The organism is Bacillus sp. FJAT-25509 (genome assembly GCF_001420605.1).
Taxonomy (GTDB): domain Bacteria; phylum Bacillota; class Bacilli; order Bacillales; family Bacillaceae_G; genus Gottfriedia.
Genome location: NZ_LJIZ01000021.1, coordinates 385365 through 408924 on the forward strand (window position 1 = coordinate 385365; position 23560 = coordinate 408924).

A 23560-nucleotide genomic window follows, 5' to 3' on the forward strand; every position below is an offset into this window, starting at 1 on the left:
TGGATCGGTAATGAAACGGGGGGAGATCAATTTTCTCCCCCTTATCGATTTAAACGCTTAATAGTACCAAAGGCGTACTAAATCTGCATCACAGCTTGAAATAAGTCGAGCAACATGATCAGGTTGCAGAATGAACGTTCGTAACAGGATATACAATATTTCAATTTGTAATACTAACATTTCATGAAAAGAGGTTCCGCTATGAAGATGCGTTCATTTCTGTCCATGTTCATCATCATGTTCTTATTATTTTTTGGGACTACCACAACTTCACTTGCGCATTCCATAGATATGAGTTATTCGGATTTAAACATTGAAGGAAACGAGATTCTGTATGACCTTTTTATTGAACAAAAAGACTTGTTTCCACATTTCGGTACTAACTTGGATAATCTGGTGAACGATGAACTGGCCTCGCAAAAAATTGAATCCTATTTACAGAATGGTCTTCGATTAGATGCTGATTCGAAGCCATTAAAGATGGAATTGGTTTCGATGAATATGGCGCAAAAGGGTGTCGTAAGAGGCATGGAATTTCAACTGAGGTTTATCGCCGATGAAGAAATCAAACAATTTAATCTGCATTACGATCTGGTGTTTGACGATGTACCTACTCATACGAGTGTACTCATGGTCCATGCAGGGGACTATTTTCAGCAGGATATGATTAATAGCACTAATAAAGATATTCTGATTAACCTTCCCAAAGACACTCCCAAGGACCTTTCCATGGACCTTCCAAAGGCTAAGATTGGCGATGTTTTGTGGAAATACTTTAAGCTTGGAATCGAACACATTTTGACAGGATATGATCATTTGCTGTTTTTGTTATCCTTAGTATTAATCGCAACTAAATTCAAGGATGCGTTGAAAATTGTTACTGCTTTTACTATCGCCCACAGCGTTACACTGTTCTTGGTGGCAACCGGTCGCATTCACGTCATCCCTTACTGGGTCGAATCCTTGATTGCCCTGACAATCTGTTATGTAGCAGTGGAAAACATATTTATTCAAAAAGCGAAATGGCGATGGCTATTGACGGCCTTATTTGGCCTGATTCATGGCATGGGCTTTGCCGGGGCCTTGGCTGAAACTGGACTTCCAAAGAGTAATCAACTTGGCTCACTCCTGACGTTTAATTTAGGTGTGGAAGGAGGACAACTCATGATCCTGTGCCTATTACTTCCTTTATTGCTATTGATGCAACGTTTCCCATGGTATCGTAAAATGATGGTCTCAACGTCTTGCCTTATTTTTGCGGTGGCATTTTATTGGTTAGTTCAAAGACTACAATAAGTCCATGATGATTCCTATTTCTGATTTTTTACATTGGGAAAATGATTTTGTGCGATGTTAAATTCCATCATGTTACATTTAATTGCAATAAGTTTTTTATTATATATTGGTACTATTAATATATTATTTTATATTTTTCTATGTTTAATTGAATGCTCCTTATTGTGGAGCCGGGTAGATGCATTATTCTTGAATTCAAGAATAAAAGAGTTCAATGAGTCTGTTGAACAGGCTATTTCGGTAGACTATTTTCTTGCTAATTGACAATGAGAAAATTCAATTATAGCAATCTATCTCGGGTCAACACCACAATTTTTAGCTGCTCATAGATTTTATGAAAAAAATGGATTTACGAGTATAAAACGTACAGATTTACCTGGAAAATTTCCAGTAGTACATGTCGATAAAATATTCTATAAGTATTTGGTAGATTAAGTATAAAATTTACCCTTTAACTAAGGGAATCAAGAATTGAACAACTTGGACTGCTTCAGAAGTCTATTATTCTTGTTTTTTAATCAAGGAGATCCTTGATATTGTTTTAAGTAGAGATGCTGTTTCAGTATTTGAAAACAGAGATGGATATAGATGTAGTTGATCTTTTTAGCGTCCCTTTAATTAGGTGACGTTTTTTGTTTTCCAATAAAATAAATTACTAGTTTTATCTATTTTTTTAAAATTATTTGTTGAAATATATCAATTAATATTTAGTAGGTTGAAAGTTATTTTCAAAATACAAATTGTATCAATTGTCAATATAATGTAATTGTAATTTTCAGAAAATTAATTCTAGCAAGGAGTTGATAAGGCTGATCATGGCATATAAGAAAAGACTAGAAAAAATTAATCAAACGAGTCCTATATTAATGCAATTAATCAAATCGAACAGCCCTCGAGCACCTACATTGTATAAGTTGAAATAAAATTTGGGGACATAATCTAAGGAGGGATTTAGTGTGAAAAAAGTTTGGAAGTTTTTAAGTTTAACAGCTTTAGCTACATCTTTAATAACAGCACCGACAGTAAATGCAGCTGATTTAGGTTTAGTTAAGAAGACTGGTAGAAATATTCTTCAATCGGAAAGTTCATTAAAGATTGATAGGTTTCTAAACAAATTATCTCCTGAGCAAAGAAAAGCACTCCAAGACTTGACCTCAACAACTAAACAGAAACTAAACATATCATCAGCGAAAGACTTAAACAGTTCAAAAGAAATTTCGGTAATTGTTGAATTCAAGCAACAAACAGCAAATACTGCTATTTTGCTAGAACAGCTTAAAGGAAAGGCCCTAACACATGAAGATGCGAATAAAAAATTAGAAGCTTCACATGATCAATTTAAAAAGGACTTATCAAAACTAATGGTTAAATACAAAGTTAGAGATACATACAAGGAAGCATTTAATGGTGTTTCAATAACATTACCAGCGAATCAGGTTAAAAGTCTGCTTCAATCTGGCGTTGTAAAGAGTGTTTATGAAAATAAAAAGGTTCAGTTGATTGAACCAATTTCTCCTCTTAAAGAAAAGGAATCAGCTGTTTATAGCGGAAAATCACCTCTTGAAATAATGGGAGTGGACAAACTACATAAAAAAGGAATTACCGGAAAAAATGTCAAGATTGGTGTCCTTGATACAGGAATTGATTATAATCATCCTGATTTGAAACGAGCGTTCAAAGGAGGATATGATTTTGTCGATAATGATAATGATCCAATGGAAACAACAGTTGATGATTGGATAAAAGCTGGCAAACCGGGAGGGACTTCTTCGGGTTATGTTACATATCATGGAACTCATGTTTCAGGTATAATTGCTGGCCAAAATAAAGCTAAATCAGCATATGCAATGGAAGGTGTTGCACCAGACGCGAATCTTTACGTCTATCGTGTTCTTGGCCCGTACAGTACGGGTTCAACTGAAGATATTTTAGCTGGTATAGAGCAATCGGTAAAAGATAAAATGGATGTTATTAATTTATCTTTAGGTGCAAATTATAACGATCCGTATTCTCCTTTAGCAATTGGGATTAATAATGCCGTATTATCAGGTGTTACATGTGTGTTAGCAGCTGGAAATGATGGTGGCGAAATGTACACTCTTGGCACACCAGCCGCATCAGCACTTGGAATAACAGTTGGTTCTAGTAATCCAGAAGTTGCTGATTATAATTATGTTGGAACATTTAAAAGTAATAGTACAGCAGTAGATTCTGAGATTCATTACGCTACAAATGGCTTTTTAGAAGATCCAAGAAAATTAGAAGGAAAAAGTTTTGATATCGTTGATGTCGGTCAAGGACTAGAATCCGATTTTAATAGTAAAAACGTAAATGGAAAAATAGCCCTTGTTTCAACTGGTATTACATCGCTCCAGGATAAGGTTAGATTGGCAAAAAAATATGGGGCTGCTGCTGTATTTATGTATAGTACTTCGAATGGATTCGTTGCGGACCAAGTCCCTGTAGCGATTGAAAATACATATGCATATATTTTGAGTGGTGAGCAAGGAAAAGCATTTAAAGAAATCTTGAAAAATGAAAAAGCAAAGTATACATTTACAACAATTCAAAAAAAGGTGTTTTACACAGAAGATTCACTGTCCTTTTTTAGCTCGCGCGGCCCTGCATTAGTGACATATGATATTAAACCAGAGGTGACGGCACCGGGCATGAGCATTATGTCTACTATTCCACCATATGTATATGGTGACAAGTATGATGGATTATATCAATATGGATATGCTCCTTTATCTGGAACTTCAATGGCTACACCGGAAGTAACTGGAGTAGCAGCACTATTACTTGAGGAAAATCCTAAAGCAACCCCTGCTGACATTAAAACGACATTAATGAATACTGCTGATGACATGAATGGTAATTATAGTGTATTTGAAGTTGGAGCGGGACGAATCAATGCACTTAAGGCAATAAACTCGGAAACATTAATCCAAGTTCAAGATAAAACAACGAATATTAATAACAATGAAGAAGTACAAGTAGATGATTTAACAGGAGCATTAAGCTTCGGTAGTCTATATTCAAATGGAGAAGCAGTACAGGATAAAAGAAACGTCATACTCCAAAATAATAAGAATAAGGAAAAAATATTTGAAATTAAAGTAAGTTATCAAACAGTAAGAGATTCCCTTGATGCGACAGCAAACGGTGTAAAGTTAAGAAGGAGTAGGACCTTTGTAACCTTAAAAGGAAAAAGTAAACAAAATATAGAAGCATCAATAGAGCTCCCTGCATCTGCCAAATATGGTATGTATGAAGGCATTATCACATTTACAAATGTTTTAAATCCAGATGAAACATACAAAATGCCATTTGGTGCTCGTAAAGTTAAAGAAGGGATTGAATATTTAAATACGAGCTCAGGGATTTCAACAATTAACAATGGTAATTTAAATTACAACAGTATGGCATCAGCTACTTTAAAATTGAATTCTCATATTCGCTCTATCGACATTTTCATAGCAGATACTAAATCTAAAGATTTCGGATACCTCGGATATTATGATGGTGTAGGGATACCTGAAAATCAGGATATTAAATTAACAAATTTCTTCGATGGAGATTATTATCCTATTGGAATAACAAATGAGCAGGCTGTAGGTATGGAACCTACACAAATAAAACCAGGTACTTATAAAGTAAAATTTGTATTTACAGAAGAAAGTGGAAAACAACTTATTATCGAAAAGCCGATTTCTGTTGATAATTCAAAGCCTGAAATGAATACAAATTTAGCTGATGGCATCATTGAAGTGGATCCAAATAATCCAATCGAAATAAAAGGGAATGTTATGGATCAAGGAATAAAAGAATTAATTGCGACAGGTTCTGAAATGACCCAAGGAAGTAACAAACTTTATTATAAATACAACACGAATTATCCGACGACCCAACCCCTTGATACAGATGGGAATTTTACTTTTGTCAGAAATAATATACCTAGCAGCTTAACTGTATTACCAATTGAAATGTATGCTATGGATTATATTGGCAATAAATCTAATTCATTGCAATACTATTTTGTCAAAAAAGGAGCTCCTTACGTAACAAGTATTGCTAATCATAAAGAAGTTTTTCAAGGTGACACAATCACATTTGATGTAAATGCGATGAATCAAGGGGTATTTAAAAATGCAGAATTAGAGTTCAAGTATGACCCGAATGTTCTATCCTTCAACAATATCGCTTTGGTTGATAATATGAAAAATCGCTTTGATGCCAATGTAACAAATGAAAATGGTACAATCAAAGTTAACTTACAAGCAAAAGACACATCTTGGAGTCCCGAAAATGTAATATCAATGCTGAAGCTGACAGCTACAGTGAAAAATGATAAGTATTTTAACGATTATACAAAAGTAACTTTATCAAAAGCTAATTTTACAAGCTTATCAGATGTCAAAACGTCTAGTGGACGTGTTGATCCATCAGTTAAAATTAATGCTATGAGTTCTCAAATAGTAGGTACAATGAATGGAGAAGCAGTCTATAAAGTAGCGGCTACTGGCCCTGTAAAGCTGTTTGATTACTCTAAAATGGGTGCTACCGTAAAGGTTATTGATCAAAATGGTATGGAGTATGTAGGAAAAGTATTAGATACTCCTAATTTTCAAGTGGATTCATTACCATCTGGTGACTCATTCATGTTAGTACTAGATATACCTGGACATTTTACAGTACAAAAGTCATTCTATATAGGTCTAGATGGCAAGATTGGTGAAAAGAAATTTATCGATAAAAAGTTAGCGAGTGCTGGAGACGTAAATAAGGACAATGTTATCGATATTTTAGACGCAATCTATCTACAAGAGCATTGGGGTACAAATGATCGCAAAGGAGATATTAACTTTGATGGTAAGATTGATCTGACTGACATGAATTACATTAAACAAAACTTTCTTAAGGAAAATCTAACAGTGGCTCATCAAAACAAACCGAAATCAACTGACAATGGAAAAACATTACAAGACATTATTGACAGTTTAAATTAATAGTATAAAAGGGAAACTAGTCCTAAGAAGTAGATTATTATTAGGACTAGTTTTTTAATAGTTGGAGGAAGGAAAAAGTACCCTTAATTATTAATTTACCAAAATAGTTAGATCTGATTAAAAAAATCAAAACCAACATAGGCTTAAATATACATAAGTGATCGCTTCAATAGATTTTGAATCATACTATAGAATCGATACTTTGAAGAACCTCGTTCAGTTAGGTAGTACTTTAGAAATCCCCACTTTAGTGATCGATTAATCGGACTTTACAAACTACGAATCTCGAATTTATACTTTGAATAGTTGGAATTTTGTTTCAATTTATAATAGAAAAAAATCGAAATTTATTTTCGGTAATTGAATCGAAATTTCTAACAAATAGAATAGTGTAAGTTTGAATAATCATCTAAATAGGAGGAGAACTTATTTGACTCGAATAACTCGTAGTATTGTAACATCAATGCTAACGCTTGCTTTAGCCATTACATCTGGAACTGTCAGTTATGCTCAAACAAATTCAGAGAAAAGCTCAATCCAGTCAGAGGTGAATGGAATGAAACAAATTAAACATAATGATAATTTTCCTGTTTTGAGCAAAGTAAAACGTCCTGAAGATGTTGGATTTTCATCTGAGAAATTAAAACAAGTAGATGAATTGATCCAACAGGATGTAAACAATGGTTTTCCGGGTGCAGTTCTAATGATTATCAAAGATGGGAAAATCGTAAAAAACACTGCTTATGGATACTCAAAAAAATACGATGGGCTGTCACCACTGAAACATCCTCAGAAAATGAAAACTAATACAATGTTTGATTTGGCATCAAACACTAAAATGTATGCAGTTAACTTCGCTTTGCAACATCTTGTTAGTATAGGAAAAATAGACTTGAATTCAACTGTACAATCATATTTTCCAAATTTTAAAGACAAATCAACTGATATGATTAAAGGGAAAGATACCCTACGCTTAATTGATATTTTACACCACACTGCTGGTTTTCCAGCTGATCCGCAATATCACAATCCTACTGTAGCAGGTTCTTTATATACACAAAACCGTAATGAAACATTTGAGAAAATCGCTGAAACACCGTTAGAATACGTACCTGGAACGAAAAATATTTATAGTGACGTAGATTATATGATTCTCGGTTTTATTATTGAGAAAGTAACTGGACAAAGCCTAGATGACTATGTAGAAAAGACGATTTATAAACCATTAGGTCTAAAACACACAATGTTTAACCCGTTACAAAAAGGATTCAAACCAAAAGATTTCGCAGCAACAGAGCTAATGGGGAATTCACGTGACGGAGTCATCTCCTTCCCAAATATTCGTACATACACAATACAGGGAGAAGTGCACGATGAGAAGGCCTACTACTCTATGGGTGGCGTATCCGGACATGCAGGGCTTTTCTCGACGACAAGCGATTTAGCAGTTCTTTTGCAAGTAATGTTAAACGGAGGTGGATATGGCAAAGTAAACCTATTTGATCAAAAGACTATTGATCAGTTTTCAGCACCTTCCGATTTAAATCCAACATATGGCTTAGGATGGAGAAGAAATGGCTCTCCGAGTATGTCGTCTACATTTGGATTATATGCAAGTCCAAATGCGATTGGACATACCGGTTGGGTAGGCACACTGACCATTATAGATCCAGATAATGATTTAGGGATTGTCTTATTGACCAATAAAAAACATTCACCTGTAATTGATCCACTCACAAATCCGAACAAATTTGCAGGTGATGACTTTGCTACAGGACAATATAAAGCGGTAGCAACTGCTGTGTATGAAGCATTATTAAAATAAAGGTTAGTATTGAATAAAATGCATTACAATTGTTGATTTTTATACTTACCCAGAAAAGAGAAAAATCGTCTATCTTGAATGATTTTTCTCTTTTTTTTGTCAAATACTTTTTCAATTTAGGCTTTGCTAAAGTAGATTGTTGATTTTCTTATTCAACTTCTATGAAAATCAGTTTCTTCATAAATAGATAAATGCCATAAGTTGTGGTGTAACGCTTGAACTTCATGAGTGGATAAATGGCAAGTAAGTTACATAAGAGATATGTTAAAATGTTTTAATATGATAGAAAAAGTGAAGGGAATGCAATAAATGAATAAGTTAAATTGGGACAGAAATCAACTTTGGGAAGGTTGTATTTTGGCTTCGATAGCCCATGCAATTATGGTAGCTCATTATCCTGATATTTCTCATGAACAATCTTGGGATGGGTTTAACTATAGTGTTCAAGATAGCTCTGGTACGCGTGGCACTATAACATTTCATCCGAATTTTTTAGTAGGTGCTTTCAGAAATGACCATAGCGAAAGGGCAGTAGATTACAAAAATGCTATCGAATATTTTATAGGTGCTCCTGAAGAGTCCAAAGAAGTAGCATCAGAAGAGGCTCTTCTATATTTATTAGATGAGATTGAAGAAAAGACAGTCCCAGTTATAACAACTGCATTTTGGGGAAATCTTGATGGCGTATACTCGAATGATACTTATGAGGATTTTATTGAAAATGGTTGTTTTCTTATAGAGAGACAAATAGATAATATGGAAAATGCTATAAATGAGTGGAAAGAAGAATATGAAATGTCTGAAATTCAAATAGGCCTATTAAAATCCATTTTCAAACGTAAAATTGAAAATCCGACTAAAGACATCGTATTGAATGAAAAAGAAATAAAAATGATTGGGTCAGAAGATGAAGAAGGTCTAAGTGAAAGTAGAAGATCATTTGAAGAGCTTGGAATTACGTGGAAGTTATAAAATTTATTATTTTACTTATTATAAAATAATGTTATGTAAATAAGGCAGTGCGATATTTGAAGATTACGGGTCACAAAAGTGGCCCGTATTTTATTGAACAAAATGTCAGTTTAGTTAAATAAGAAATTCCGATTTTCATGAGTCTTTTGATTGATTAATACCTTTAGGTTAGATGATAAAATAAAAATGAACTTACAAATATATATGGTATCGATTGATTTGGAGGATATAGAGTATGGATTTAGTAGTATCAATTTGCATGATTATGATAGTTTATTATTTAAGTCAAATTGTAAAAGAATTACGAAAAAGATAAATCATAGTGTTATAAACAGTTGAACTCTGGGAGAGTGTGAAATGGATCAATTAACACTAGGTAGAAAAGAGTAGTCGGGGCTAAAGTATAAATCGGAAACAAGCTTCGCCAGAACATCATAAATCTATTTCTTGGAGGTGCTAGCTTGAAAAAAATCGTTCTAGCTTTTTCGTTTGTTGTCTTCCTTAGTGCATGTAATCATCATGCTGCAGAAGACAAACTGTTCGGAAAGTGGTCTTATCACACAAAAACAACGAAATCGAATGAAGATGTTGATTATCAGATTGAATTTAAAGAAGACAAAAAAACAAAGCACGGAGTTCTTATGAGGTCCACTACGAAAATGGCTGCTTTTAACCAAACATTGGAACGACATTACAAAATCGTCTCATCGACCGACAAACAAGTGAAGCTGAAAATAAAAGGGACATCAAACATTTTAACGGTAAAGGTGACTGACAAAACCATAACACTTTTAAAACAAACATATAACCGAGTTGACGAATAAGTGTAAATAAAAAGGCAGATATAGTTCATTCTGTTAAGTGGATGATGGTTGTAATTAATTCTTAATAAGGGTCCTAAAAGTTGTCTAATTAGACAACTTTTTTAAGTTCAAAAATTAAACATTTATTTAACTGAGCCTCAATTTTAAGAAATTAAGTATTAGAATTTTTAAAAAAATTTATTGCAAATGCAACAAAATTAAGTTAGATTTAATGTATGATATTTTTATTGCATTTGCAACAAAAAACAAGGGGGATTCTGGATTATGTATATACCAAAATATTATAAAGTCACAAATCCTGAAGAAATTTGGGAATTCGTTCAAAAGAACTCTTTTGGCACGATTATCACAACAAAGCAGGGGAAACCAATTGCGACCCATTTACCACTAAGGCTAAGTAAAAAAGGTGAAGATTATTATATTACTGGGCATATTGCATATGGAAATCCTCAATGGAGAACATTTGAGAATAGTGAAGAAGTACTTGTTATGTTTCAAGGACCTCACTCATACATTTCATCTTCTTGGTATGAAGTTGAGGAAGTTCCAACTTGGAATTATCAAGCCGTGCATGTTTATGGAAAAGCAAGCATTTTAGAGAGAGATGAATTAGTAGATGAATTAACAATCATGCTAGAAAAATATGAGAAAAATCGTGAAAACCCAGTATTGTGGGATAAACTTTCTCCACAACTTTTAGAAAGTGAACTAAAAGGCATTGTTGGATTTAAGATTAAGGTGGAAGAAATTCAAGCTTCATATAAATTAAGTCAGAACCGAAGTGAAAAGGATTATAATAATATCATCGATAAATTACAAAAAGAAGAAGATCCACATTCAAAACAAATGGCTGAACTGATGGGAAAGAGATTAGAACATTTATCTTTTAAGGAAAGTAAGAAGTAAATATGGTTTTTAAAAATGAAATTGAACTAATACATTTCATTAACTGCATATAAATTATTTAAAGCTGTCTTTTTAGATAGCTTTTTTTGTTTCAAAAAAGTTTAAGGAAGTGAAAGTAGATGTTGATTTTGTTACTTACGGTACCAATTATATTAATAGGATTAATTAGTATATGGGTCTCAATTTTCAATAAAAATAAGCTTTTCTTAAAAAAGATATTTTATTTCATAATAGGAATAGCATTGATAATAATCGCCATTTATCTATTAAATTTCTATTTGTTTTTTCGTTTTTAGTGGCTCATGCGTTACGTTTAAGAACATTAGTTTATTTGCAACTCATCAAATTATTATAGTCGAACAGAAATATTTTTGTTGAGTAGACAAAAGAATGATTAGAACCTGTGTTAATATTAAATTACATATCTTTCCAAATTAGTAAAAAATCAACTGTTATTACCAAGAAATTAATGTACATTCTAGTGTTAGCTAATAAAAAATATAAAAATACATAATATAAAAATACTAGTGAAGAGGAGTTTAGAATGAAAGAATTTATACAGCTTTTAAAAAAGGGTAATAAATCTGCTTTATTAGCAGCTATAGTGAACGCTGTAATAGCGATAATAAAAGGAATAGGGTTTAGTATGACAGGAAGTGTTGCACTTTTTGCTGAGATGATGCATAGTGCTGCCGATACTGCAAACCAACTTTTTGTATTCAGTGGTTCAGCTTTAAGTAAAAAAGCACCAACAGATCGGTTTCCGAATGGATTTGGTCGACTCGTTAATTTAGTTTTACTTGGAGCAGTATTAATAGTAGGAATTATGGCGTTTGAAACGATTGTCGAAGGAATCCAGCATATTGTTCATCCAACTCACTCTTCAGGTCTGGCTATCACACTTACTATTTTAGGTGTTTCGGTGGTGCTTGAAGCATTTGTACTTTTCAAAGCAATGAAAGAAATTAGTCATGAATTGGGAATAACAACAAGTGGTTTTGGAGTGGTAACCGAGGCAATTTCTAATTTAGGAAAAGCGAAACCTGCTACAAAATTAGTTTTCTTAGAAGATACAGTTGCAACTTTAGGTGGATTATTAGCGATGATTGCTGTAATCGTAGCTTACTTTACACCATTCCATCAAGCAGAGGGGATTGCTTCTGTTATCATCGGTGTTTTGATGTTCCTAGTTGTTGGAAAAGTATTTCTTGATAATGCTGCAGGTGTAATTGGTGAATCAGATGAAGAAATGGAAGACAAGATTGGTGAGATCGTAATGGAAGATCCAGATGTCAAAGATATTCAAGCTCTTACGGTTGTAAAAGAGGGGGAAGATTTACATGTTGAATTAGAAATTGAACTAGACCCTAATTTAACTGTAGCTCAAGCTGATGACATAAAAGACCGATTAGAAGAAAAAATTATGAAAGAAAAAGGTGTAACAGACGTTATTATCGAATTGGACGAAGATGACGGAGTTCAAAATTGGACTGAAGATGATAAAACAGAATTAATCAAAAAATAGTAAAGATTGAAACGACAAATATCATTTTTGTCGTTTCTTTTGTTAATTGGAGATGCTTGTTGAAATCTATTGAAAAATTGTCCATATTTGTAGATCCTTTTGAAGTGAGATTTATATAGAATGAAAAGGACTTGTAATTTCAAAGTCCTTTTCATTCTATAATAACTAGACTCTAAAGTTACCCTTCTAGATCGTCACTTAAATCAGAAACATCGTTATTTATTTCTAATTCTTTTTCTCTCTCCTTATTAGATACCTGGTAAGGTTCGCCTCTTTTGTATTTTTTGGTTCTTTGATCATAAGTAAATCGACCTTTATACTCTCCTCTAAATGAATAAAACTTGAAACCTGTACCTATAGTGTCCTTATCATCTGTTAAAAAAGCGACAATACTTTGTCCAACTTTTGAATTTGATATACCTTCAAGTGATATTTCAAGTTTTTCTTGTAATTCTAATTCTGTTAAATTATTAAACTTTTTATCTAGGCCAAAATCTTTTTTTGAGATTTCTCCACCATATTCTAAGATTGTTATTGTTTTTCCATTCATTTTTTTGTCACCAGATAGAACATTCCTTATTTTAAATGTTAATTTTGTATAAGGTGTGCCATGGCTCTCCTCATCCAGATACACATATGGTTCAGTTGCTATAACAGTACCTTTAACGACTAAATTAGAATCTTTAATTAATGCATTAGTACTATCAAAATCACCAAAAAGTAATGCACTTGAAATTACTTTATTATTATCATTTTTATTAATAGATATGTTATTTGATTGTAGTTTTGTATCCTTACTCGATATTGTAGTATTGTTATTATCAAACTCTTTTTTTATATCATTATTTTTTACTAAACCCTGAATTGGCTCTACTACTTTATTAGACTTCTGATTTTGATAAAAATAGAATATTATCAAGCATATTGAAAATATAACAAAAATCTTAAACAAATTTTTTTTCTTAAACAAATTATTTTCCTCTTTATCGATAAATATAATTTATTCCATTGAATTGATCCTTTAGGGGAATATTCGTAGTTGAAGAGTTACCATTAGCGTGCATTAAATTACCGGAGATATTTGTGTGATCTAAACCGAATGCATGTCCAATTTCATGGGCATGAACGAGTCTTTTTTGCCAATCGCTTAATTTATTATAGGTCAGAGATTGAATATCAATTTTTACCCAGTACCAATCAGTTTTTGAAGCACTTACGTTTTTATTGCCATACATAAAATATGTGTAAGCAGCTACTGTATTATTTACTGATGTTTTTTTATATACATCTATAACAGAAGATGATTTAGTAGTTGTTTCTCTAAAAGAAATTGGTGTTGTAATAGTTCCATAGATCCATTTATTCATAGAATCTTTAAATTTTTGCTTTTCTGAACCTAATTAACTATCTAAAAAATAATATTGTCTGTTTTGCCCATAATGACCTACACCATTAACCAGTTTGTGGCCAAAAGTATTATAGGCATACGTCTTTTTGATCGGGATAGAAATACTTGTTAATATACAAACTATAACAATTAAACTTGTAAATAATTTTTTCATAATCTCTTCTTTATAAATTTATTTTAAAATAGTTGTGGAATTTATCTCCTTTACATGTATATATTACCAAATTATATCTGTTGCATTGTGCGAATAAGCGAATTATTTGTGAATGTTTTAACAAAGAAATGTGTTGTGTTTGTTTTCTCATAAATCAATAGATTCTTAAAGGATTCAATCAAAAAGAAAAGAATTATATTAATTGTACAAGCTTTTTAATGAAAGTTTGTTACGAAGTTGATAGAGATATTACATTAAGATGTTAAAATACATGTTTTAGTTAAAGGTATATTAAGGAAAAATTATCAAAAAGATAACAGGTAGTTTTCTTGTATAGTAGTGTTAGGGGAATTAGGACAATTCTATGTCTTAAAGTAAATTGTTTAATTCTAATCTACTAAAACGTACATAAAAAGATAAATCTTAGAATGAAAATGAAGGGTTCTTTGAAAACGTGAAATTATGTAATCGGTATGACGAGGAGGAATGATCATGTTTGAATTTGAAAATATAGAACAGTTTGCAAGAATAAAAGTAATTGGTGTTGGTGGCGGAGGAAATAATGCCGTTAACCGAATGATTGAAGATGGAGTAGAGGGCGTTGAATTCATTGCTTTTAATACTGATGCTCAAGCACTAAAACAATCAAAAGCTGAAATTACAATGCAAATTGGAGCGACATTGACGCGTGGTTTAGGAGCAGGTGCAAATCCTGAAATTGGAAAAAGAGCTGTAGAAGAAAGTAAGTCGCAAATTGAGGAAGTACTAAAAGGAGCAGACATGGTTTTCGTTACAGCTGGAATGGGTGGCGGAACAGGTACAGGGGCAGCACCTGAAGTTGCGAAAATTGCTCGAAAGCTTGGTGCTTTAACAATTGGAGTAGTAACTCGTCCTTTCAAATTTGAAGGTAAAAAGCGTGCAACAAATGCTGAAGGTGGAATTAAGGAACTTAGAGAAGCAGTTGATACATTAATTATCATTCCAAACGATCGATTATTGGAGCTAGTTGACAAAAAAACACCGATGCTCGAAGCATTCCGTGAAGCGGATAATGTACTTCGACAAGGGGTTCAAGGGATTTCGGACTTAATCGCAGTACCAGGATTAATCAATCTGGACTTTGCTGATGTGAAAACGGTCATGTCTCATAAAGGGACAGCCCTTATGGGAATCGGTATTGCAAAAGGTAAAGATCGCGCTACAATCGCTGCTCAGAAGGCATTGAACTCTCCGTTACTTGAAACTTCTATTAATGGAGCTCATGGTGTAATTATGAATATTACAGGTGGACGTAACTTAAGTCTGTTTGAAGTACAAGAAGCTGCAGATATCGTTGCTTCTGCATCTCATGAAGAATTAAATATGATTTTCGGTTCGGTAATTGACGAAAGCTTAAAAGATGAAATTATTGTAACGGTTATTGCTACAGGATTTGCGGATAAAGAAGATAAAATGGTAAGAACTCCTTCTAGACCAATAGAAGAAGCACCTAGCTTATACAATAGAGAGCAACGATTCCAACAAGATCAGAGATATCGTGTAGACCAACAGCAAGATTACGGTCGCTATAATGATCAGCAAGACTCTGGTCGATTCACAGAACAGCAAAATTATGGACGCTACAATGAACAAAACGATCATAATCGATATAATGAACAACAAGATTATGGTCGATATAATGAACAACAAGATTACGGCCGATATAATGAACAACAAGATCATAACCGTTACTCAGAACGACAAGATCATAATCGTTACACAGAACAACAAGATTACAACCGCTATAATGAGCAACAAGAATATGGCCGATACAATGAGAAGGAAGATTCAACTTCATATATTCCGGCTTTCTTACGTAATCGAAAAAACAGAAATAGATAGATTTATAGATGTAGACAAGGACATGAGTGTTGATGCTCATGTCTTTTTAATTTGGCTCAATTAATAAATTTTATGTTTTTTATAAAATAAAATATTAGTAGGGACATTATTGCTAGTAGTTGGATAATTATTAATGGTTATTCAGCTAATGGCAGTTTAGTTGCATAAGGAATGATATAATTAGTATCAAAATAGATTAGAAGGGTGTTTGAAAGTATGAAGTTTGAATATAAATTACGAGGGGCTGGTTGGGCAAATTTTAATATACAGATTAATTCCCAAAGTTTTAGTTTTAGTCCTGGTTATCTTACAGATGCATTAGGTGGACTTTTAAATGCAATAAAAGTAATTCATCCAGTATTTGATACAGAAGGAGACTATAAAGAGGGTGGCTCGTATTACTTTTGGGATGCAGAACCTGATAAATTAGACTGGAACTTTAAATATATAGATAATAAAAATATACGCATTAATCTTATCTACTTTGAAGATGATGAAGAAGATGGTGTAGTAGTATTAAACCAAGAATGTCCTTATGATGTTTTTCTAAAAGAAGTACTAAGAGAAGTCGAACTTATTTTATTAGAGTTTGGAATCGTTGGATATAAAGAAATGTGGTGTGAAAATGAATTCCCATTAAGTACGTTTTTAGAGTTAAAACATTATTTGGAAAACAAGAAACGTTTTCCAATAGTTACAAATATATTAGGAAATAAAGAAACGAAAAAGAGTGATTTAAAATTTGAAATTGATTTCATTAATAAAATAAACTTACGCAACTAACACATGCTTTTGTTCAATAAAAAGGAAGTGTAAAACTGTATGAAAACTATAAAAGAACTAATTGAGTTTCTAAATGAATTAGAAACAAAGAACATATATTATCGCTTAAATAAAACAAGAGATGAAAGTATTATGGTAGAAGTAGCAGTACCTGGACAACGATGGTACGTTAGAAATTGAAAAGTTTCTAAGTGATGGGAACTTTTATGATGCAAAAGAATTAGAGGTTTTGGTCAAAGAATTTTCGGATTAAACGAATACCTTATTCAACTAACGCATTGCATTAGTTGAACTACTAGAGTTGCTTTGGCAGCTCTATTTTTATTCAACATAATAGCAGTTTAGTTGAAGAAGGATTTGCTGTAAATATATGGAATTTATTTAGAGGGAATAAAAAGATTGAAGTACATAAAAAAGATGAGGAAATGAAAAGAATATGAATTTAGTTTTTAATAAGAAGAGATTTTCATTTGTATTTATTATTGCAGTATCAGTATTTTTAAGCGCATGTAAGATACCTGTAAGCATAGTAAAACAACCTGTCAAAGATTATTTAAAATCAGAGTTTAATATAAAGGATGATTTTAAAGTACTTGCTGCTGAGAATGATGGGGAATGTGGTTGTAATAATTATGCTTATGTTGAATTGAATAAACCTTATCGAACATATTTAAGTTTGGTTATTGATAGAGAGTCAAATTTGGTTAATCCTAAAGATAGTGATCAAGTTTATTTAGAACTATTTAAAGGTGCTTATATTGAACAGCATCCAGAAGTTATTAATGAAATGAAGCGCATATCTAAACAATACGAATATGTTCAATTTCAAAGCAAAGTAGTTAAAGGTTCAGAAGAAGAAGAAGTATCATTTCCGTACCCATATGAAAATATAGAACTAAATATGAAATATTCACCTGAAATGATCGAGGAAATTAAAAAGACTAAACAAATTGATACTAAGACTTTATTACCAACTCTTAAACCAAAGGATGCTCGTAATTTTAACCTAAGTTATTTAGGAGTATTAAATTTCTTTTTTAAATTTAACATAGATCAATCTAAAATGGCTGTACCTCAGGCAAAAGACATTGTATCATTATTTCAAAAAAGTGGTGTGTTGACTGAAGGTGTTTACAACATTGAAGTAAATGTTGCCAACATACCTTCTTATGCACTGTTCAAAGTAGATGAAAAGAAAAATTATTCGATTATTGCTACACCCAAATATGATGATTTAGAAGAAGCAGATTTCTATGGTGCTTATTTGAAAAAAAATCAGGATAATTAGTTTACCTGTTCAACTAACTCATGCATTAGTTGTATAACAAATAGGGGCTGATTGATTAATCAATCAGCTCCTATTTCAGTATTTAGCAGTTTAGTTCAATAAGGAATAAGAAAAAAAGAACATTTTCATGCGCAATAAGACAGTTCTGAGAACTCGCATAATGTAAACAAAAAAGCAGCCTCACATAAGACTGATTTTTTATTCTTTTATCAATTGTTTCATGATAAATTTATACTTTTCTATAAAATTAATTTTTTGGCTTTGAAGTTACCCACTGTTTTATATCATTTAACACATAAAAGGGGACATGCTTAGGTTGCATATAGTCTTGAACAGTTTTGGTCTCACCTGCTATTGTATATCCGTGATTCAGGTCTGGATACAGTTTAAATGTTACATTTGTATTATTTTGCAATGCTAACCGCCATTTTTCTAAGTGAGAATTAGGAACTTGAAAATCTGCTCCTCCTTGCATGACAAACAAGGGTATATTTAAGCTTCTTGCAACTGAACTTGGCCTATAATCTTTTACACTATACCACCAATAGGCATTTGGAAGTAAAGCGAATTGCTCCGGTGGGTGTCCTGGATCAAAATCTGGCTGGGTAAGCAATCCTAACTGATTTCGGTAAAATACCATTTCTTCCTCTGGTATCATTCCTCCTGAATCTTCTTCAAAATAGGACTCGATCTCTGTAGTTGAAGGGTTAGGAGAAGAAAGAATGATTCCACCTGCAAAACTACCAGGGGGAGCCTTACTTATAATTTGAGGAACCATCAATCCTCCTCTACTGTGTCCTGCAACAAATATACTATTTTTATCAATAAATGACATGGATTTTAGAAGTTGCAAAGATGCTAAAGCATCCTCTACAAATTCTTCTTGCACTGAGTATGTTCGATAAGTATGTATATAGTGTTCACGTGTCTTTTTCTCGTATCGAAGAACGGCTATCCCTTGATTAGCTAAACCTAGGGCTATGTCTTTAAATGGTTTTAAGGCGAAAATAGAGGAATCTCTATCTAATTCTCCATCTCCTTGAACAAGTATAACAACAGGGAAGGGACCTTTTCCTTTTGGGATTGTTAGTGTTCCAGGTACAGCATTATTTTTGCTTCCAATCGTCACTTCCCTTTCATCATAGGTATCAGGATTTACATAACTAGGTAACTGGTATTTTTGTTTAGAATATTGGAAATTAACATAAAAATCATCAATCTTTCCTTTCTTATCGAATTTCACTTCTATTGGTATGATAGACTGTTGATTTTGAAATGTTAAAGTGACTGTACAATGGACGCTATTACGAGACAAATTTGATTGTATGAGTTGGTAAGAAGATAATTTTTTCATGGATGAAATGATGAAATCGGGAATATTTTTTTCAGTGAATGTATGGTTTGTATATTGAAAGGCTTTTTCTAAATTCCCCATCTGTAATAGATGTACAAACTTCTTGGCATTCTCCTTCAAGAGTTTGTCGTTTACGGAAGCTACTTCTCCAATCTTTAGAGTAGGCGCTGCGTATGCACTGTCAATAGTCCAAGGTACTATTGATAGCATTACGGTCATAGCAGTTATAACACGTAATAATGTCTTCATTTGCTTTCATCCTCCTTATACATTGTTCAAATAAACTGAAGCGTTTGTCGTACTAATTCAGATGTAATTTTAAAAGAATGTAGTTAAAAAAGACATCTAATTGTCTTACAAATTAAGCATTTAATCTAACAAAATTGTCACTTTCTATAAAAGGTGGAGCTATCGATTCTGCAACGCGTTCTATTTTTCACAAAAAATTCTTCAAATATCTTAATCTGATATTTCATTGTGAACTTTAGCTAAAATCTTGTTTGATAAGAAGTCGAATTGCATATAGGGAAATAACAAAGATATCCCCTACAACAGAAATCTTTACAGGCTATCGGCTGTTATTATCAAAAAATGCACTTGAAATAATTTATAAATCTGGATATTTAAGAAGTAAAAATTACACCTAAAGACAATGAACTTTTATTTCTGAAATAAAGAAACTTTGTCAAAATGCGAAGATGAGTGAATTTACTAATTAAAATTAAATTAAATTTAAAAGGATACAGAGAAAAGAGCTTCAGAAAAAACGAAGCCCTTTTATTTGCGGGTTAAATATCGTTATTTAACTATCGCATGCAATAGTTGAAGATCACAAGCTGCTAATATGGGGCTTTTTTTATTGGAGTAAATGGCAGTTTAGTTGTATAAGGAATGAGTCAATTGATTGATTAATATTTTTTGACTTAATGATAAAATTAAAATCAGAATAGTAGCAATGCTTTTATAAAAATTAAATAAATTACAGTACGGAGAAACGATATGAAAAAACTTTTAAATATATTAGTCATTTTAGGTCCTGTGTTCTTTACTGTATCACTAAACTTTGAGTTTTATTGGATAAAAATTTTCAGCTTTATATATGCTTTAATTCTTATAACGCACGCAATAGTTAATGTTCCTAATAAATTAGATAGATTTATTCTATCTACATTTGGTGTATTAATACTGATTGGACTATTTTTTAATAGTATCTATTTATGGATTGTATTAGGATTGTTAGGAATTATATTTTTTGTAACAAGAATGGTTATTGAATTAGTATGTATGAGAAAAAAAGGTATATTCTAATTTGAATTATTATTTTACATTTATGCAACTAACGCAAGCGTTAGTTGAACAACACAATCGGCTGTTTAGTCGATTTTTTTATTGAGCTAAATGGCAGTTTAGTTGAATAAGATTCTGAGCATTTTCTATGAATATCGTATTCAAATCTAGGGTACATATATACGCTTCTCGGCAATAATTACTTTGGTGAATATTAACTTTCTAATAGGGAAGTATAACTATATTAATTATCTACATAACTTATATTCCCCTTTATAAGTTCTGCCCTTGTAACATAATTGTTTTATTCTGGTAAAAATTACATGAATCATGAAAGGATTTTATTGAATGAATAATAATAGTCCAACTGACCGAATTTCCAGTTTTCAAACAATTATGTTTATGACAAACTATCTTTTAGGAACTGGAATCGTAGTTGTACCTAGAATAGTAACAGAAAAAGTAAAAACTCCAGATTCGTGGATATCACTCATTTTAGGTGGCGTAATATGTATTCTTATCACACTCTTACATGTTAGACTATGCCAAAGATACCCAAATGAAACGTTTTTTCAATTTAATCAAAAAATTGTTGGGAAATGGATAGGCTTATTTCTAAGCTTAATTGTAATTGTCTTTTACATAGTGGGTTCAGCATTTGAAGTTCGAAATTTGGTTGAAACGATGGGTATATATTTGCTTCAAGGCACTCCAACGTGGGCTATTATGATACCATTTATTTGGATCGGTCTATACTTAGTACTTGGTGGTGGCATCAATTCGTTGGCTCGAATGTTAGAGATTATATTTCCTATTACGGCTATCTGCATACTAGTAGTTATATTTTTAGGTATTGGGATATTCGAAATTGATAATTTACGTCCTGTATTAGGGATGGGAGTAAAGCCAATCAGTAAAGGAATAATGACTGCTTCTACCTCATTCTCTGGATTTGAAATTATTCTCTTTATATTTATGTTTATGAAAGATAAAAAACAAGCACCAAAAGTCGTTATTATTGGACTTGGAGTTCCTATTTTTTTCTATACCATGACTACAATTTTAGTAGTTGGAGCACTTTCAGTAGACGGAGTTTTGTTTCAAACATGGCCAGTACTCACATATATTCGAGGTTATGAAATTCCAGGTCTTTTTTTTGAAAGGTTCGACTCTTTATTCATTGTAATTTGGATTATGCAAATATTTACTACGTATGCAATTGCACTTTATGTAGCCGCACTAGGAATGGCTCAAATTTTTAAAAAAAGATGTATTCGACCTTTTCTTTTTGGTATTATTCCTTTCATTTACACCATTGCAAATATGCCTAAGAATATCAATGAAACGATTAAATGGGAGGGAACGTTTCTTTTTATTTATTTTTTATTTTTTTGTATATTTCCAATCTTACTATTAATCATTTCCTTTGTGAGGGGAAATATAGATGCGAAAATTTAACATATTCGTTCGTATAACATTATTTGGATGCTAGTACTTTTTCTTTCACCTTCCTACAGGATGTTGGAGCATTAAGATCATTGAAGACCTTACTATCCCCATAGGTTCATCATTTAAAATCGAATTCTTCTTCTGATGAAGGTATTAAAATCTAGTTAGCATAATTATTAGGTAATATAAATGTATAATTTTATAACAAATCTAATTCTAAAGGTTTATTTCTTGTAACTTGGTTTAATATATTTGCTTTAATATATACAAGCTTATTCAACTAAACCAGCTAATAGTTGTCAATATTTTTCATTAAAAATTTAATTTAACTCATGTTATACTAAAAATAGACATGCCAAATAACCTTCCATCTAGATGATTTGAAAGGTTTTGTATTTCTTGATTAATTTTTACAATTAATCTAAATCTTGGAAAGATGTGTTAGTTTTTAATAGGGCATAAATCCAGTGTAAAAGCTTATTTACGCAGGCTATAACTGATACTTTATAGGGTTTTCCTTCATTACGTTTCTTGTCGTAAAACTCCCTTAATCTCTTATTTCTCGGAATGATTTCTTCGGTGGTTTTCTTTTTACGACTGTCTCGAATGGCGCATTTAACAGCCATAAATAAGGCATGTCTTAGTCTGCTAGATCCTCGTTTTGTAATGCGATTTTTCGTTGCTGTAAATCTACCAGACTCAAAGACGCTTGGATCAACGCCAGCGAATGCTACAAGTTTTTTAGGATGATTAAACCGATCGATTTCCCCGATTTCTGAAATAATCGTTGCAGCGATTTTTTCTCCTATACCGGGGATCGTTTGGATAATCTTATATTCTTCAATTTCTTTCACAAGGGCATCTATTTCAAGCTTTAATTTCGATAGATGCTCTTTGTATTGAAGGACCAACTTAATGTGCATTTCCATCGTTATGACGAGACTTTGATATAAGTTTGTTTGAAATGGATTTATTGTTGCCGCAGCTATTAAATCTTTAGCTTTTGTTCTTGCCCAAGATTTTGAACGGCTATTACAATACAACTTGATCTTCTCAGAAAGTAGGTCTTCTCCTGCGTTAAGAACATCATTAGACGTTGGAAATTCTAGTAAAGTGAGGAGTGAAACAATCGAGTATAGGTCTCCAAATACACTAGTGTATTCAGGAAACACCTGATCAAGTATTGTTTGAAACTGTAATTTTGTTTGTGAACTCATCCCAGTAATACTATCGTGTTGTCGAGTTAGATTACGAAGATTTAGAAGCTGGATTCCTCTTTTTTTGTATGGCTCTAACTCTTCTTTGTAATACAGCTCGCAGAGGTGATACGAATCGATCGCATCAGTTTTAACTTTTCGTAAACTCGTGCTTTTCGCTCGATAAGAAATTAATGGATTAACGACAATATACAAATAATTATGTTCTTCTAGAAAATGAAGAATAGGTGAGTGATAGTGTCCTGTCGACTCTAATACAATGACGGGTTTTTGTTTAGAAAGGTTCTCAATTTCTATTAAAAAATGATGTAATTGACCAAACCCTTCAAGTGTATGAGCGATTTTAAAACTGCGTTTATATGGATGCCCCTTATCTAAAAAT

Annotated in this window: 16 protein-coding genes and 2 pseudogenes; 14 read left to right on the forward strand and 4 right to left on the reverse strand. The window is 32.3% G+C overall.

The window, feature by feature from the left end; all coding sequences use genetic code 11:
* Positions 1-201: 201 nt before the first annotated feature.
* The 8 genes and pseudogenes from AN960_RS14920 (at position 202) to AN960_RS14950 (ending at position 12357) form a co-directional block, all read left to right on the forward strand.
* Complete coding sequence (locus AN960_RS14920) at positions 202-1296, forward strand: HupE/UreJ family protein (RefSeq protein WP_056473040.1); 1095 nt, start codon at positions 202-204, stop codon at positions 1294-1296.
* 288 nt (positions 1297-1584) lie between these two features.
* Positions 1585-1731: pseudogene (locus tag AN960_RS25095) on the forward strand (GNAT family N-acetyltransferase); the annotation flags it as partial.
* Between the two features lie 521 nt (positions 1732-2252).
* Positions 2253-6305: a S8 family serine peptidase gene (locus tag AN960_RS14925; protein ID WP_056473044.1), complete on the forward strand. Its 4053-nt coding sequence runs from the start codon at positions 2253-2255 to the stop codon at positions 6303-6305.
* A gap of 556 nt (positions 6306-6861) precedes the next feature.
* On the forward strand, positions 6862-8130 hold the full coding sequence (pbp4b, locus tag AN960_RS14930; RefSeq protein ID WP_286131722.1) for a penicillin binding protein PBP4B: 1269 nt from the start codon (positions 6862-6864) through the stop codon (positions 8128-8130).
* Positions 8131-8439: 309 nt separating this feature from the next.
* Complete coding sequence (locus AN960_RS14935; RefSeq protein WP_056473047.1) at positions 8440-9102, forward strand: hypothetical protein; 663 nt, start codon at positions 8440-8442, stop codon at positions 9100-9102.
* A gap of 461 nt (positions 9103-9563) precedes the next feature.
* The gene (locus AN960_RS14940; RefSeq protein ID WP_056473050.1) at positions 9564-9926 is read left to right on the forward strand and encodes a lipoprotein; all 363 of its coding nucleotides are present in this window, start codon (positions 9564-9566) and stop codon (positions 9924-9926) included.
* Positions 9927-10190: 264 nt separating this feature from the next.
* A complete protein-coding gene (locus AN960_RS14945; RefSeq protein WP_056473053.1) occupies positions 10191-10832 on the forward strand; it encodes an FMN-binding negative transcriptional regulator in 642 nt (213 codons plus the stop codon).
* A gap of 544 nt (positions 10833-11376) precedes the next feature.
* Positions 11377-12357 carry a cation diffusion facilitator family transporter gene (locus AN960_RS14950; protein WP_056473055.1) on the forward strand — a complete coding sequence of 327 codons (981 nt, stop codon included), beginning with the start codon at positions 11377-11379 and terminating at the stop codon, positions 12355-12357.
* A gap of 178 nt (positions 12358-12535) precedes the next feature.
* Here the strand turns inward: AN960_RS14950 and AN960_RS14955 are convergent, their stop codons facing one another.
* Entirely contained in the window at positions 12536-13327 is a 792-nt protein-coding gene (locus AN960_RS14955) for a hypothetical protein (protein ID WP_056473058.1), read from the reverse strand.
* A gap of 13 nt (positions 13328-13340) precedes the next feature.
* The gene (locus AN960_RS14960; RefSeq protein ID WP_056473061.1) at positions 13341-13724 is read right to left on the reverse strand and encodes a matrixin family metalloprotease; all 384 of its coding nucleotides are present in this window, start codon (positions 13722-13724) and stop codon (positions 13341-13343) included.
* A gap of 687 nt (positions 13725-14411) precedes the next feature.
* Here AN960_RS14960 and ftsZ point away from each other — a divergent pair.
* From ftsZ to AN960_RS14980, 4 genes and pseudogenes are all read left to right on the forward strand, one after another.
* Positions 14412-15395: pseudogene (gene ftsZ, locus AN960_RS14965) on the forward strand (cell division protein FtsZ); the annotation flags it as partial.
* 621 nt (positions 15396-16016) lie between these two features.
* Positions 16017-16583 (forward strand): hypothetical protein, encoded by a 567-nt coding sequence (locus AN960_RS14970; protein ID WP_056473063.1) that lies wholly within the window; start codon positions 16017-16019, stop codon positions 16581-16583.
* Positions 16584-16622: 39 nt separating this feature from the next.
* Positions 16623-16763, forward strand: coding sequence for a hypothetical protein (locus AN960_RS14975; RefSeq protein ID WP_286131720.1), 141 nt, complete (start codon positions 16623-16625; stop codon positions 16761-16763).
* Between the two features lie 256 nt (positions 16764-17019).
* Complete coding sequence (locus AN960_RS14980; protein WP_056473066.1) at positions 17020-17871, forward strand: hypothetical protein; 852 nt, start codon at positions 17020-17022, stop codon at positions 17869-17871.
* Positions 17872-18118: 247 nt separating this feature from the next.
* Here AN960_RS14980 and AN960_RS14985 read toward each other — a convergent pair whose 3' ends face one another.
* Positions 18119-19474, reverse strand: a complete 1356-nt coding sequence (locus AN960_RS14985; RefSeq protein ID WP_056473068.1) for an alpha/beta hydrolase family protein — start codon at positions 19472-19474, stop codon at positions 18119-18121.
* Positions 19475-19725: 251 nt separating this feature from the next.
* Here AN960_RS14985 and AN960_RS24095 point away from each other — a divergent pair, with 251 nt between their 5' ends.
* Positions 19726-19872, forward strand: coding sequence for a PH domain-containing protein (locus AN960_RS24095; RefSeq protein ID WP_082459521.1), 147 nt, complete (start codon positions 19726-19728; stop codon positions 19870-19872).
* Positions 19873-20860: 988 nt separating this feature from the next.
* The gene (locus AN960_RS14995) at positions 20861-21970 is read left to right on the forward strand and encodes a GerAB/ArcD/ProY family transporter (protein ID WP_056473074.1); all 1110 of its coding nucleotides are present in this window, start codon (positions 20861-20863) and stop codon (positions 21968-21970) included.
* Positions 21971-22377: 407 nt separating this feature from the next.
* Here the strand turns inward: AN960_RS14995 and AN960_RS15000 are convergent.
* Positions 22378-23560, reverse strand: a 1183-nt coding sequence (locus AN960_RS15000) for an IS110 family RNA-guided transposase (RefSeq protein ID WP_056473080.1), incomplete at its 5' end; no start/stop codon positions are given.